The organism is Parabacteroides sp. AF14-59 (assembly GCF_003479515.1).
Taxonomy (GTDB): domain Bacteria; phylum Bacteroidota; class Bacteroidia; order Bacteroidales; family Tannerellaceae; genus Parabacteroides; species Parabacteroides faecis.
The window spans coordinates 94855-111152 of record NZ_QUHH01000018.1 but is presented as its reverse complement, the minus strand read 5'-3'; the positions used below and the strand labels follow the sequence as shown (position 1 = coordinate 111152).

At 40.4% G+C, this 16298-nt stretch carries 11 protein-coding genes; 3 read left to right on the top strand and 8 right to left on the bottom strand.

The genetic code is table 11. The features are described from left to right. Positions 1–32: 32 nt before the first annotated feature. The 6 genes from DWW23_RS18230 to DWW23_RS18205 all read right to left on the bottom strand — a co-directional run bounded on the left by DWW23_RS18230 (position 33) and on the right by DWW23_RS18205 (position 11285). A complete protein-coding gene (locus tag DWW23_RS18230) occupies positions 33–2255 on the bottom strand; it encodes a trehalase family glycosidase (RefSeq protein WP_122354844.1) in 2223 nt (740 codons plus the stop codon). A gap of 14 nt (positions 2256–2269) precedes the next feature. Continuing rightward, positions 2270–3808: a RagB/SusD family nutrient uptake outer membrane protein gene (locus DWW23_RS18225; protein WP_122354841.1), complete on the bottom strand. Its 1539-nt coding sequence runs from the start codon at positions 3806–3808 to the stop codon at positions 2270–2272. A 12-nt stretch (positions 3809–3820) separates the two neighbouring features. After that, positions 3821–7036, bottom strand: a complete 3216-nt coding sequence (locus DWW23_RS18220) for a TonB-dependent receptor (protein WP_233564383.1) — start codon at positions 7034–7036, stop codon at positions 3821–3823. A gap of 237 nt (positions 7037–7273) precedes the next feature. After that, on the bottom strand, positions 7274–8326 hold the full coding sequence (locus tag DWW23_RS18215) for a FecR family protein (protein ID WP_122354839.1): 1053 nt from the start codon (positions 8324–8326) through the stop codon (positions 7274–7276). A 54-nt stretch (positions 8327–8380) separates the two neighbouring features. Continuing rightward, the gene (locus DWW23_RS18210; protein WP_122354837.1) at positions 8381–8935 is read right to left on the bottom strand and encodes an RNA polymerase sigma-70 factor; all 555 of its coding nucleotides are present in this window, start codon (positions 8933–8935) and stop codon (positions 8381–8383) included. A gap of 193 nt (positions 8936–9128) precedes the next feature. Next, positions 9129–11285, bottom strand: a complete 2157-nt coding sequence (locus tag DWW23_RS18205) for a translation factor GTPase family protein (protein WP_122354835.1) — start codon at positions 11283–11285, stop codon at positions 9129–9131. A gap of 181 nt (positions 11286–11466) precedes the next feature. Here DWW23_RS18205 and hemW point away from each other — a divergent pair, with 181 nt between their 5' ends. The 3 genes from hemW (at position 11467) to DWW23_RS26575 (ending at position 13473) form a co-directional block, all read left to right on the top strand. Beyond that, positions 11467–12594, top strand: a complete 1128-nt coding sequence (gene hemW, locus DWW23_RS18200; protein WP_122354833.1) for a radical SAM family heme chaperone HemW — start codon at positions 11467–11469, stop codon at positions 12592–12594. Between the two features lie 140 nt (positions 12595–12734). Further along, entirely contained in the window at positions 12735–13310 is a 576-nt protein-coding gene (locus DWW23_RS18190) for a zeta toxin family protein (protein WP_122354831.1), read from the top strand. Beyond that, positions 13303–13473 (top strand): hypothetical protein, encoded by a 171-nt coding sequence (locus tag DWW23_RS26575; protein WP_165359785.1) that lies wholly within the window; start codon positions 13303–13305, stop codon positions 13471–13473. The genes DWW23_RS18190 and DWW23_RS26575 overlap by 8 nt, the downstream gene beginning before the upstream one ends. 79 nt (positions 13474–13552) lie before the next feature. On the opposite strand, the gene DWW23_RS18185 is transcribed toward DWW23_RS26575, so the two are convergent. Both DWW23_RS18185 and DWW23_RS18180 read right to left on the bottom strand, forming a co-directional pair. After that, complete coding sequence (locus tag DWW23_RS18185; protein ID WP_122354829.1) at positions 13553–15712, bottom strand: S46 family peptidase; 2160 nt, start codon at positions 15710–15712, stop codon at positions 13553–13555. Positions 15713–15730: 18 nt separating this feature from the next. Beyond that, complete coding sequence (locus tag DWW23_RS18180; RefSeq protein WP_122354827.1) at positions 15731–16213, bottom strand: CYTH domain-containing protein; 483 nt, start codon at positions 16211–16213, stop codon at positions 15731–15733. Positions 16214–16298 lie beyond the last annotated feature (85 nt).

Below are 16298 nucleotides of genomic sequence, written 5' to 3'. Positions count from 1 at the left end.
AGGAAAACTATTTCATTCTCCTCCCATTATTCTTATTGATAAATAAATTCGTAATGCCCGGCTTTTCTTAATACTTTCTTTTGTGAAGCCGTACCTTTATTATACAAATGAACAACGCAACCAGCCGGAATATCAATCGTACTTGTACCCGTTCGTTGGATATTCAGCTTAATAAAACCTTCTTTAACCGGTATCCGGGCTTTTACCCAATCCAGATCCATCAACTGCGGAGCCAGACTGTATTCTGAAATATCCCGGTCAGATTGCGAGAACCCCAACAAGCCGTTCAATACCGCTATCACCGGAGGAACACCATTTCCTCCATGACATAAACTTAACCCAAAAGGACGATTGTAAAACACAAGCTGTTCCTTTACCGAAGCGTATGGTGAAAAGTTCTCAGGGAAGCGGGTATAACCTTGATCCAGCCATTCTCCCCAAACAGCATTCAGGAAGGGAAAAATATCCCGGGTCCGTCCGGCTTTTACATAGGCCAAAAACTCATATCCTTTCTCATAACTAATATTCTCCTTATAATATTTAATAGAAGGTAATACCTTATCAAATAGATTATCAAAATATTGAGAAGGGAAAAGGTCTGCCAAAATAGCCCAATATTGTGCATGATGGGAAATACGCATATCCTTATCTCCCGCTTTCGTATATCCGTTAATAAAAGCCTTTTGTCCTTCATCCCAGAAATGTGTCAATATACTTTTGCGAAGCGCTTCAGCCCGCTGCTCATATTTGTGTGCAAGGGTTTTCTCTTTCCATAGACGAGCAAAATAAGCTCCATACTTAAAATTCAAGTATAGCATAATCTGTCCGTAAGCAGCCGTCCCTTGTCCATCCGGTCCCATTTTAGTAGACCACCCGGGGATAAAGCCGGAAGTAGAGTGCTTGGCTGAGATAAACCCATTTTCATCCTGGATGGAAGTATAAAAATCCAGCATTTGGATAATACGCTTCTTATAAAGCAAAGAGGTTCTTAAATTCCCATAACGCAGATAGTTCTGTTTGAAACCGATCAAGGCATGAAGCGGATAATCGACAATTCCCAAATCTGAGACTTTCGGATTAGGGGGCATCAACGCTATTGACAGACCATTGCGGGAAACCTGTTCGTCACCAAACAGATAGTCTCCGGCAAAAGCACTCACAATTGCATCCATCGACCAGGGTAGATAGTCTCGCTTTACCCCGTCCAAATAGAAATTATGCATGGAGGTATGAAGCGTTGCAACACCTGCATTCCAGAGATTATTCATCTTCGGATCGTTGCACTCAAATGTCATCAGAAAATCCACCGGCCAAATTTTCGCGTCAAAATAAATATCCGAAAGCGTACAAGGTTCATCACATTCAACTATCAAATAACGCAAAGCCAGTTCCGGCAAACGTATCTTCTCTTTTATGCCGGAAAGAACATAGGACGGAATAGCCTTTTGTTCAAAGGCTTTCTCATCCTCATTCAATACCTCTTCCGGACTTTCCCCAACCCTATAAGACAAATTACTTTTTCCTGTTGCTGTAAAAGACACATTACCAACTTCGAGATGGCGGAAATCAATAATCAGGCGACCATGTTTTCCCAACTTCAGGTTATTCCCTTCCCTAACGGTATTTCGTAAAAAAAGATATTGATCAGGCAATATCCGGACCGTCTCTTCCCATTCTGTATCCGGTCGCTTATCTGGTTGATCATACATGGAATACGTTTCGGCACTATTCCATTCACTATTATCTAAACTGACCTGCCAACCAACCAAGTCGGAAACCTGTTCTCCGTCTATAATCAGACAAGGCAGATTATTCTCGGATCGTACTTCAAAAAACAATGTATTTGTACCTTTGGGAAGTGTACAAGAACGATGAGAGTTCTCCATTTTCCGACCGTTCACAGTACAGCTAATAGTTTCTGCCCCATTCCATTTCACCAGCGTCTCTTTTCCTAACTTCATCGTCTTTTTGAAATAAGCATGTCCGATTGGTTCATTGAATTTCCCAGGATAACCGACATAGGAACATCGTTCCTTTGATTTTTCTTTATGCAGTTTTTGCATATGTGCCGCTAATTGCCCCGGATACCACATATAAGAACTTTTCCACACTTCCTTTTGTGGAAAAGGCTGAATTTTACACTGAGGATCAGACATCGGGTCGAAAGCCTGGCCTTGTGCCTGCAAGTTACACCCCACAAGCAGCAACAGTCCGGTTATCCATATCTGAGCCTTTTTTGATACTGGTATTTTCATATTAATTCTATTTATTAATATCCGGGATTTTGCACCAAAACACCTTTCGATAAATTTATCTCAGTTAATGGTATAGCCCAAAGATAGTCTTTTTCCGGATTAAAATTACGCTGTTCTACAAAGATATGTTTTCCATCTTTCATTGCACCATAAACAGGCTTTTTCACAACATCTTCTGTTATTCGCCAATGACGGGTATCCAATAAACGAATACCTTCAAAGGCAAATTCTATTCTTTTTTCATGACGGATTACTTCACGCATCTGCTCTTTTGTCAATCCTCTTGTTAAAGGAGGCATATCAACACTAGGACGCTGACGAATCTGGTTCACTGCATCATAAACAGATTGATCGGGACCACTAATTTCATTTTGAGCCTCTGCATATGACAATAATATTTCAGCATAGCGCATATAGATAAAATTAGTCCAACCAGGTTTTGTACAACCATCATTTTTAGGGTTAATATATTTACGGAAATTATAACCTGTGCGGGTAGCATTTGCAGAACCAGTCATCGGTTTATAAGGCTTTCCTACAAAAATAGCATCTTCCCATAAAACCGTATAAGCGAGACGGGGATCCCTATTCTCATAAGGTTTCATTGGATTATAAAGAGGTGATTCACCAATGGGTTTTCCATCCGTGCATAAATAATCGTCAACTAAATCTTGTGTAGGAGACAAAGCTTCCCATCCACTTGAAGTTTGTGGCCCAAAAGCCTGATCAATGAGGCTCCCTTCTGTAAAATCTTTTGCATTTTCCAGATATTGATGGTCAAAAATCACCTCTTGATTGTTTTCATCTTCCGGCAAAAATAGTTTTTCATAATTATCAAACAAGCCATATACACCTAAATCCATCACTTCTTTAGCAGTTCTGGCTGCTACATCATATTTATTAAAATATGTGCTGATACAGGTTTTCAATGATAATGCAGCACCTTTAGTTGCTCGTCCTATTTCCGTTTGTTCAGTTCGTTTTAAAGGCAATAATTGAGCAGCCTCATCCAAATCTTTCACAATAAAGTCGTATACATCTTGTTCAGAATCTCTGGCAGGAATAGCCTCATTCAATTCTAAAGGCTTTGTCAAAATGGGCACTCCTCCAAACAAACGTACCAAAGTTGTGTAAAAGAATGCACGTAAGAACTTCACTTCACCGATAAAGATTTGTTTCCTGTTTTCATTCATATCTACCCGCTCTATATTTTCCAGAAAGACATTACAACGGCGTATACCTTGAAACTGATTTTTCCATGTTTCCCCAAAATAACGTGTCGTAGAGGTGGCAGTACCCGAAGAGATTGCTCCTTGTGCATCATAGATATGAACAGGAACAGCATTATCTGTATAACCATCTGTCATCAATATATAATTAACAGGGTCAAGTAAATAAGTATAAACCGATGTTGTATACATTTCCACATCTTCGACAGTCGACCAATAAGATTCGTCCGTCAACTGATCTTTAGGACCTCTGTCCAAAAAAGAATCATTGCAACTAACTAATCCCCAAAAGAGTAATGTTACTATTATATATGTATTTTTCATATCGATTAGATTTTAAAAAGATAAATTGATACCGAATGAATAATTCTTAGTCAAAGGATAATAAGATCCATAAGGGACTTCAGGATCTACATTGTCAAAGCCTGTTATCGTAAACAGATTATCTATACTGCAATAAATACGTAGATTGGAAATTCCACTTTTGCTTAAGATCGTTTGGGGAATTGTATATCCCAACTGTACATTACGCATCTTCAGATAGGAGGCATTTTGCATCCAGAAAGTTGAAGTTTCCCAGTTCTTCTGCGTGTCTTTCATTGACAAACGAGGATATTTTGCATTTGGATTATCAGGCGTCCACCTATCCAGATAACCTACTATAACTCCACCTCCATTGTAGAAAGCTTTGCCTACCTGTTCACGAACAATCGCATCTACCATCCCTGCACCTTGTAATAATGCAGAAAAATCGAAGTTGTGATATTCAAATCCAAGACGAATACCAAAGTTTATTTTAGGGAAATAGGTACCTAACGATTTACGGTCTTTTTCATTTACTATATTATCCCCATTCAAGTCTTTATATTTTAAATCCCCCGGAACGACATCACCTGTCACCTGTTTCGGGTGTGCATCTATTTCTGCCTGGTCCTTAAAAATTCCTTCGCATACATATCCATAAATATTATTAATCGGATCACCTACCGAACGACCAGGAGTATCTCCACCTTTTAGGTCTGTAATTTCATTATGCACATAACTGAAATTAATAGTTGCAAAATAGTTAAAATCACGCACCTGATTATTATGTGTCAATAGCAATTCAACACCGGTATTACGAACCTTTCCGGCATTTTGAGTCGGAGCACCAACCCCTACGACATCTGGTATTGGCAAATCCAACAAAATATCTCTTGTATTCTTTATAAAGAAATCGCCAGAAAAACTTAATTTCCCAGCCAGAAAAGAGGCATCAATACCAGCATCTATCTGATCCGTTTTTTCCCAAGTAATAATAGAGTTCCCCATCTTACTATTAATAGAAACACCCGGGGTCAACATATTACCAAAACTGTAATTCTGCCCGAAAACATAGGTATTATAAAAAGCATAATTTCCAATCTCCTGATTACCCAATTGTCCCCAGGAAGCTCTAAGCTTCAGATTATCCATCCAGTCTGCATGATAAAAACTTTCCTCCGAAATTCGCCAACCTGCCGAGAATGAAGGAAAAGCACCAAAACGATTGTTTTTAGGGAAACGGGATGTCCCGTCATAACGCAGATTTGCTTCAAACAGATATTTATCGGCAAAAGTATAGTTTACACGACCAAACACCGATCGCAAGGCATATTCCACCATATTTCCTTGATTGGACTGTGTGGTCACATCTCCTGCATTTACTTCTCCCAGATTATTGTTACTCGGTAAATCTTTACGAGATGCTCCAAATTCCCTGTATTGGTTATACAATTGTGAATATCCAAGCAATGCTGCAATATTATTTTTACCGAAAGATTTATTATAATTGAGATAAGCCTGTAAATTAACTTCCCAACTTTTCTTTTCAAAATCGACAGCCATACTACGGGTTGTTTTAATCGGATCATCCGAATCTGCATTATAGAACTTGATGCTCTTCTGAAATTTATGTTGATTGTTCGAGTTAAAAGTTGCTGATGCATTGCCCTTTAAAGTCAATCCTTCAATAATTTTATATTCAAAAAATGCACTCCCCTGAAAATTATTATTATATAATTGGTCTTTACCTCCCAAACGAGCTTCCGCGACTGAACTATGTTCATTCAGATACAAACCATAATTACCATTCCGGAACTGAATCGGAGATACAGGTGTTTCACGCAAAGCATGATAAAAAATATCATCAATACTTGCTCCTGCAGGAGATGTAGAACGATCCCGGTAAGCACTCAAATACATGCCGATATTCAAACGACTGTTTATTTTTGCATCAATATTAGAACGCACGGTAAACTTATTGTAGTCAGAGTTAGGAATCAGACCATTCTTCTCATGATAACCAAGTGCTAAAGAATATCTCAGATTATCATTTCCTCCGACAACACTTAAATGGTGATTATGAAAAAGACCGTTTTCACTTAATAATGTATTTAACCAGTTACTGTTCGGATAATGATCAGGATCGCTGCCATCTTTAAATTTTTGAAGGTCTTGTTCCGAATAAGGGGCAGGTAAACCATCGTTGGCATAAGCCTCATTAAACAACTGAGCATAATGATAAGAGTCCAAATAATCCGGCATACGACAAGCCGATTGCCAACCCACATAGCCATTATATGAAACGACAGGTTCTCCTACCACGCCTTTCTTCGTTGTTATAAGTATCACTCCATTTGCTGCACGGACCCCATAAATAGATGATGCTGCCGCATCTTTCAGGACAGATATACTTTCAATATCATCGGGACTGACATTATTGAAAGAAGATTCTACTCCGTCAATAACAACCATTGCTTCAGCATTCCCCAAAGTACCGATACCTCTCACGCGAAGGGTTCCCATGTCAGCCCCCGGTTGACCAGAACGTTGAATAATTGTCATACCCGGAACCTGACCTGTCAGTAAATTGATCGGGCTCGAACTTGTTCTATTTTCAAGCATATCCGCTTTTACATTACTCACCGCACCTGTCAGATTTATTTTTTTCTGCGTTCCGTAACCTACTACAACAACTTCCTCTATCTGTTGGTTATCTTCCTCTAAAATAACTTTAAACGGAGTTAATCCTGATGATACCTCAATAGGTTTATAACCGATATAAGATACCTGAAGAATCGAACCTCTTTTCACTTCCAAACTAAAAGCTCCGTTTATATCTGTCATCACTCCGTTTGTTGTACCTTTTTCAATCACATTAGCTCCGATAATCGGTTCACCAGCCTCATCCAAAACGACACCTGTTATCTTCCTTGATTGCTGACTCACTCCCGTTATCTTTGTGATAATAATATGCTTTCCGGTTATTGCATATGACAAATTATTTTTTTTCGTTACCTCATTAAGAATTTCTGAAATCTCCTTATTATCCGCTTTCAAGTTAAATCGTTGATTACTATCAATCTCTTCACTCTTATAAAAAAACATGAATTCTGATTGTTTTTCTATCTGAGAAACCAAATCATAAAATGTCCCATTATTTAAAGTTACAGAGATACGCTGTTCCTGTGCATAAGTAGTTGCAGACAATTGCAGAATTCCTACTAAAAGGAATATTGTTGTGATTTTCATAACACGTCTAATTTTTTGATACAATAAGACATACTTATCTCGCTCTTTTTCCATATATTTGAATGTTTTTATTATTAAATTATCTCATTCGCAGTATTTTCCAGACACAGGCGATTGAGAATGGTTAACTAATTAAAATTAAATCCGGGTCAGAAGATGTCTCAATCATTTTCTGACCCCTTTTTGTTGTATTCAAATTCATATTACATAGGCTAACAGTATTTAAAAGTTAAACAATCAGTTTCTTGAAATATAAATGTCCTTTCCTATCTTTTTGAAAATAAAAGCTTTTTCATAATCAATAATTTTCAATACTTCTTCAATATTCTGATCTAAAGAGAATGTCCCCGTATATTTAATACAACCTAATCGTTGATCATCCAAATGTATACGCACATTGTAATAATGTTCCAGATGCGTAATTATTGCAATTAACGGGGCATCTTTAAATTTAAACTCACCTCTCACCCAGGAAGTAACTAACGCCGCATTTACATTCTCGACGGACAAAGAACCACTATAGTTATCAAAAAAAGCTTTCTGGTTGGGTCTTAAGAGCATATGACTTATAACTTTTCCTTTATCATCAAAAGCTTTAAGTGCTACGCTCCCACTCAATAAAGTCACCACACTGAAAGGAAAATCTTTATATGCTTCCACATTAAAGGTGGTACCTAGAACCGTAATATCCTGCCTTTTTACTTTTACTATAAAGGGCCTTTTTACATCTTTAGTAACTTCAAAATATGCTTCACCCTCCAAATAAACAGTACGTGTATCAGTTGTAAAATTGGCAGGATACCGAAATTTTGTGGCAGCATTCAAAATAACCTTACTACCATCCGAAAGCATCAAAGTATTTGCTCTCCCACCTTTTTGAACTGAGATTTCATTATAAACAACCTCTTCTGTATTTGAAGATAAATTTTGACTGTGATACCTAAACTCACTAATCCCCCAACCTATACTCAAAGTCAACAGAATAATTGCTGAATATTTAAAATAAGAAAAAAACAGATCATTCTTAAAAAACTGTTTCTTTGATAAAATAATTTCTGTTTTTTCTGGAAACATTCGTTTTTTCATTTTCTGCCAACTCTCCTCACCCACACTTTCAGGGGTAAAAGACAAATATATAGCTTCGTCAGAAACATTTTTTAGTTGGAAAAAATAAGATTTATTCTCCGGAGATTCTTCCAGCCAAGCATCCAAAATCCGAAGTTCATGCTCGTCAATTTCCTGCTTTAGATAACGGACAATCAAAGTTTCTATACTATTTTTTTCCGACATAATTTACTTGTATTTATATTATACACGACTTACTTTACTTTTTTACTTACTCATTCAGTAATATTTTATCAGAAAAAAGAAAACTGCCATCAACACAGCTCTAAGCAATTTTAAAGCTTTATATAATTGCGCCTCTACCGTTCGAGGTGAAATATTCAGTAAATCAGCTATTTCCACCGTCTTTCTTTCTTCCAAATAAGACATAGAGAATATTTCCCGACATTTGTCAGGAAGTTTTTCCATTTCTTTATAAATAAATGCTATACGTTCATCTTCGGGGAAAAGGAACCGGGGATCATCATTATAGTAGATTTCTTCGATTTTCAGACGAGTAACCATTGATTTTACATAGTCACCTCTTACATCCTGATGCTTCAGGTAATCCAAACAAGCGTGTCTGACCGAACGATATAAATACGTTTTTATTCCATCCTGTAAAAATTGAAATAATCTCTTTTGCCATACTCTTAAAAAAATATCTTGCACTAAATCTTCCGCAGTTGCGGGATCCACAAACTTACGGGCATAAAAGATCAACATCGGGACATTTGTTTTGTACAACATCCTGAATTGATTTAATTCCCGATCTTCCTCTTCGATTTTCTTCATATTCGTAGTCAACAAAGAATCCTCTTTACAAGTATAAACGACTTACCTCCATCATTTACTTATACGATACGATTCTTTTTTAGGAAAAGTTTCCTCTATTTGGATATTTACCATTATATCATATGCCAGACAACTACAAAAAAAGCACCCCCTGATACAGAGAGTGCTTTCATATTCAATAATAATCTATTAATTATTCGTCTGTTTGCGTAGCAGCGTATGCTTTCAGCAATTTGTCCTGAACATCGGTCGGAACAAGTTCGTAAGCAGCAAACTTCATGGTGAACGAAGCACGGCCACCGGTAATTGAACTCAAGGAGGTTGAATAGCTCGACATTTCTTTCAGAGGAACTTTTGCCAGCAACTTTTCAAATCCCTTTTCACTGTTCATACCCATAATGATGGCACGACGACCTTGCAGGTCACTCATTACATCACCCAGGTAATCGCCGGGAACGGAAACTTCTACATCATAAACAGGTTCAAGGATCTTCGGACCCGCTTCTTTAAAGGCAGTACTGAAGGCATTACGACCGGCCAGCATGAAAGAAATTTCATTACTGTCAACCGGGTGCATCTTGCCATCATAAACAATGATGCGCACGTCACGGGCGTACGAACCGGTCAACGGTCCCTGTTCCATACGTGCCATAATACCTTTCAGAATAGCCGGTAAAAAACGTGCATCGATGGCTCCACCAACGATACTGTTAATAAATACCAGCTTACCACCCCAGTCCAAATCAATAGTTTGCGTATCACGTACGCTAATTTTAAATTCTTGTCCGCCGAAACGATACATATCCGGAGCCGGCATACCTTCGTAATAAGGTTCCACAATCAGGTGAACTTCACCGAACTGACCAGCACCACCGGATTGTTTTTTATGACGATAGTCTGCACGGGCAGCTTTGGTAATCGTCTCACGATACGGAATCTTCGGTTCGATATATTCGATCGGCAGCTTATCATTATTTTCAATTCTCCATTTCAACGTACGCAAATGGAATTCTCCTTGTCCGGAAATAATCGTTTGTTTCAGTTCCTTAGACTGCTCGATCACCCATGTCGGATCTTCCTCACGCATACGGTTCAATATTTCCATCATTTTTTCCGAATCTGCTTCATTGACCGGCTTAACGGCTCGGCGGTATTTCGGATCCGGATATTTGATGAAGTCGAATTTGTAATCGCATCCCTTACCATTCAGGGTATTACCACGACGTACATCTTTCAGTTTTACGGTTGCACCGATATCACCTGCTACCATTTCAGTCACCTCGTTACGGGTCTGGCCGGCAACAGAAAAGAGCTGTGCGATACGTTCTTTTGAGCCACGGTCGGCATTCAGCAAATCGTCTCCTTCTTTTATCTTTCCTGATATCACTTTAAAATAGGAAACCTGGCCGATATGCGGTTCTACCGTAGTCTTGAAGAAGAACAGGCTGGTCGGACCGTCTGACACCGGAGTAACCTCCACTCCTTCGGTAGTTACCGGACGAGGCATCTTATCGGTACAAGGCACCACATTACCCAGGAATTCCAGAGTACGGCGAACGCACATATCACGTCCTGCGCAAACACAGAATACAGGGAACATACTGCGGGTCACCAGACCTGCACGGATTCCTGCACGCATATCGTCTTCACTTAAAGTGCCTTCTTCAAAGAATTTCTCCATCAGCATATCGTCATTCTCGGCAGCAGCCTCAACGAGTGCTTTATGAAGCTCCATTGCTTTATCCATTTCTTCTGCGGGAACTTCCAATACTTCAGGCACACCGCCTTCGGGTTTCCAGCGATACATCTTCATCTTCAACACATCGACAATGGCATTGAAAGCTACTCCTGTATTCACCGGATACTGGATAGGAACGATCTTGCTGCCGAACTGATCTCTCAGCTGGGCAATAGTTCCGTCGTAGTCCGCTTTATCGTTATCCAACTGGTTGACAACGAAAATAACGGGTTTATGAAATTGTTCTGTATACCGGAACTGGTTCAATGTTCCTACTTCCACTCCATACTGGGCATTCAACACCATCAGTGCTGTATCAGTCACGTTCAGAGCGGAAACAGCTCCACCGATAAAGTCGTCCGAACCCGGGCAATCGATGAAATTCAGCTTCCTGTCCTGCCATTCAACACTGAAAACGGTTGAGAACACTGAGTAGCCATACTCTTTCTCAACCGGGAAATAGTCGCTCACCGTATTTCCTGCGTCTACAGAGCCGCGACGTTTTATAACTCCACCCTCGTAAAGCATTGCTTCAGCGAGAGTGGTTTTCCCAGAGCCCGAACTTCCCAAGATAGAGATGTTCTTAATTTCGTTTGTTTGGTATACTTTCATGATATCAGGTAATTTGAGTTTAACAATAAATATCATTACGTGAAATACTCACGAGGCCGCAAATTAGAGAATGTACAGGAAAAAAGCAATTATCTGCCTCCTGTTTGAGAACTATGTTATGTAACAGGCCTATGATTTAAACAATAGAATCATTACTTTTGTCATGAAATAAACAGAAAGTATGGCAGGCCTTTACATCCATATTCCCTTTTGTGCAAAACGTTGTTTGTACTGTGATTTTTTCTCCAATACGGAGATGAAATATAAAGAACCGTATGTCGACGCATTGATCCGTGAGTTGGAAATGCGGAAGGATTATATAGATGGCGAGCCGCTTGAAACGATCTATTTCGGAGGAGGGACACCTTCGCAACTACAGTCGAAAGACTTCGAACGCATATTCAATGCCATTCATCGCTTGTTCGATGTAAGTCATTGTTCTGAGATCACGCTGGAAGCCAATCCGGATGATATGACACCTGAATATGTGACTTCTCTATGTTCATTCCCTTTTAACCGCATCAGTATGGGGGTACAGAGTTTCAAAGAAGAGGACCTCCGTTTCCTGAATCGCCGCCATAACCGGGAACAAGCTTTACGGGCTGTAGAGTTATGTAAGGAAAACGGCCTGTCGAATATAAGTATCGACCTGATCTACGGTTTACCCGGACAAACATTGGAAGAATGGGAGTCTAACCTCGATAGGACTATCCGCCTGGATATTCCCCATATTTCCGCTTACCATTTAATATATGAAGAAGGGACCGCCTTATATAAATTAAAGGAAGCGGGAAAGATATCTCCTGTTGAAGAAGAGGTCAGCGTAACTCTTTTCACCTCCCTGATCGACCGACTGACGGCAAACGGCTATCTTCACTATGAAATATCCAACTTTGCACGTCCCGGAATGATCTCACGCCATAACAGTTCTTACTGGACCGGCGAGAAATATCTGGGTATAGGACCGTCTGCCCATTCCTACAACGGAAAAAGCCGCCAATGGAATATATCCTCCCTTCCGGCCTACATCCGGGGGATTGAGAAGGGATTGCCGAACATAGAAGTGGAAGAACTGGATATAAACACCCGTTACAATGATTTCATTATTACCGGACTTCGTACCATGTGGGGAGTCAGTTTAACCGAAATTCAAAGACAGTACGGAAATGACAAATTAATCTATTGTAAGAAGCAGGCCTCCCCTTATCTCAAACAGGGATTACTCGTCCAAAAAGAGGATATTCTCACGCTTTCCCGCAACGGAATTTTCATATCCGATAGTATAATGAGTGATCTTTTATGGGTCTAAAATTAACAAAACAGGCCTCCGAAACAACGAAATGGCGGGTTATTCGTACAAATTCTGCACATTTTTACTATTTTTGAGAAATAAATTGTACAACATATAAAACTATTATCTATATTTGCCCTGTCAAAAAGCAGCAAATAGTGCCATATTTATATATAATATCAGGTTGCAACGGAGCAGGGAAGACCACAGCTTCATTTACAATTCTTCCGGAAATGTTGAAGTGTAAAGAGTTTGTGAACTCCGACGAGATAGCCAAGGGGCTTTCCCCTTTTAACGCAGATAGCATCGCCGTAGCTGTAGAAGCAAGCCGTATTATGTATAAACGCATTAAGGAACTCATCGCAGCCGGTGAGACTTTTGCAATGGAAACTACGCTCGCCACCCGGTCAGTCGCAAACCTGATCAGGGAAGCACAAAGGGAAGGTTATTATGTTACATTGTTGTATTTCTGGTTGAATACGCCGGATTTAGCAGTGGAACGGGTAAAAATGAGAGTGGCCGCCGGTGGTCATAACATACCGGAGAGTACAATCCGTCGCAGATATGAGGCGGGTATCCACAACTTGTTTGAACTATATCTCCCTATTAGTGATTATTGGATGATAACAGACAATTCTATGTCTCCGATGGAAGTAATAGCCAAAGGATTCAGGAAGGATAAAAAAGAGATATATAATTCGGATATTTACACTAAACTTGAACATCATGAGTGAACAAGAAGTAAGAGAATTTGAAGAGAATATAGTAAAAGGTGCCAATATAGCTTTTCAACGCTTAGTTAACCAGAAAAAGAAAGAAGACGGAGAATTAGTATTCTCACGTAACGGATATATTTTCCGCGTTAAAGCGGCTGATCTGGAAAAAGGCATATTTTAATTATTTCAGAATATAAAAAAAGCGAGTGATTATCGATCATTCGCTTTTTTTATTATACCCAGAAAGGTTTACTTTCCTTCTATTCAACCAGTTCCATTTCCTTCAACAGGTAACTTGCTCCGGCATATTTGTCTATCAGGAACAAGACATAACGGATATCCACAATGATACTGCGCTGATAATCGGGCAAATATTGGATATCGCCTCCTACACCTTCCCAGTTACGGTCGAAATTAATACCGATCAGCTCTCCGTTCGCATTCAATACCGGGCTTCCCGAATTACCTCCGGTCGTATGTGTCGTCGCACTGAAGGCTACCGGCATTCTTCCGTCAGCCAATTGATAACGACCGAAATCTTTAGCTTCATACAAAGCCTTCAAACGGCCCGGAACAACAAATTCCCAATTTGTCGAATCCTCTTTTTCCATGACACCGTCAAGAGTGGTCTGGCAGTTATAATAGACTGCATCCTTCGGACGATAGCCTTTTACTTGCCCGTAAGTCAGACGTAAGGAGAAATTGGCATCGGGAAAGTTCGCTTTATCCTGATACATGGCTAACAGACCTTTCACATACTCCCGGTGTGCCAGGGCATAGCCAGTGTCAAAGTCTGCCAATGCTGCATTCAGGTTCGCTTTTTCTTCCTGTACCGATTTGGCAAAGAGAATCATGGGATCTTCCTCGAGTGTCTTAACAGACGGACGTGTTTTGAACTTTTCAAAGTTCTCTTCACTTCCGTAGATAGACTTTTCGAAGAGATAATCGACAAAGCGGTCGACATCCCCTTTGAATTTTTTATCGATCAAAGCAAAGTAAGCAGGTTGAGACTTGGCAGGGATCAGGCGGCGATATTCTTTCAACATCACCTTAGCTATCTTCCGGTCTACTTCCGGCGAATAGTCTTTATCGGCAAAGCGGTGATAAGACATATCCAGCAAACGTATCTGCTTCTGCTGTTCGTTACGGTCTTTCCCTTTCAGGACATTACATACGGATTGTACTTCCGCCGGTACCTTTGTAAACTCGATACCACGGAGGATCGCTTCATCCAACATCCAGCTACGAAAACGCAGGTCTTTACGGTCGGAAACGATCTGTTCCAACGTGGACAAGGCTTCGGGATAGGTTGTTTCGTTATTCTTCTGTGCCCAGGCAATCAAAAGGTCTTGTTCCTCTTTCTTTACCTGCTCGAAATTACGCTTTTTAATCGCCCAGTTACTGCCGATCGCATTTTTATAGGCATTAGTCGATCCGGCATATTTACTTGCATACTGGATACGGACAGAAGGGTCTTTCAGCATTTCATCCAACATGACTTCCTGGCGGAGATTACGGATATTGATACGGACCGTATTGTCGATATCACGGCGCTCCGCTACTTCCCAGGAGGTATAATATTTATTGGTACGGCCGGGGAAACCCATCATCATCGCATAATCGTCTTCCTCAACGCCCTTGATAGAGATTTTAAACCAGCGCTTTGGACGCAACGGGACGTTCGACTCAGAATACTCTGCCGGATTACCGTTAACATCGGCATATACACGGAATACAGAGAAGTCTCCGGTATGACGCGGCCACATCCAGTTGTCGGTATCGGCACCGAACTTACCTACAGATGAAGGAGGAGCACCTACCAATCGGATATCCGAATAGATTTTCTTCGTGAACATATAATATACGTTACCTCCGTAGAATGCTTTGATCTCGACATCCGTCCCGGGGTTATCCTGCAGGAACTTCTCGCCGACCCTGGTTTTAGCCAGTCCATTCAGATATTTGGGAGAGAGGAAATTCATGCTGTTCGGATCGGTGTCTTTTGTCAGTTCCGCCTTTACATAATCGGTGACATCTTCTATTTTATCAATGAATGTGACAGTCAAGCCCGGATTCGGTAATTCCTGGTCGCGGGAAACTGCCCAGAAACCGTCCGTCAGGTAATCATGTTCCAGTGTACTGTGCTGCTGGATCTGACCATATCCGCAATGATGGTTAGTCAGCAGCAGACCGTCCGGCGAGACGATTTCACCCGTACAACCTCCGCCAAAAATGACGACAGCATCTTTCAGGGATGCAGAATCAGGACTATATATATCATAGTCCTGCAATTTAAGTCCTAGTGCCTGCATTTCGGGAAACTTCTGTTGCTTGAGCAACGGAAGCAACCACATACCCTCGTCCGCTATTGCAGGCAACGATAAGGCAGCAGCCAGGACAGATAATAAGATTTTCTTCATGGTGTTTTATTGTTTAAATTAATATTGTTTCTTCGCCCACCCGGTATAGGGTTCTTTAGTCAACATCGAATTGTAATACCTGCGGTCGCCACTAACTTCCTCTCCTATCCATTCCGGTTTTTCGAAAGGTTCGTCTTCGGAGGCCAGTTCTATTTCGGCCATGATCAATCCTTCGTTAGCTCCGTGAAAAACATCGACCTCCCAGGTATGTCGTCCGGCACGGATCAGATGACGTACTTTATCTATGGCACCCGGCTCACAGAGTTTCAGCAATTGCTCTGCATCCGTCAATGGTATTTCCTGTTCGAACTCATAACGGCTCAACCCTTTATCGTCCGACGGACCTTTAATAGTCAGATACCCTTTATCGCCACGGATACGAACACGTACCGTACGACCGGGTTGGGAACAGATATATCCCTGCACAATCCGCTGAGAACTATAGACATCTTTAGAGAAGTCCCCTTTAACAATGAATTTTCTTTCTATTTCGGTTGCCATAGTTTATTTATTATCAGATTTGAATATTTCAATAATTATCAATAATGAGCTATCCCTTAATCAAAGTGACTTAGCCATTACAGGT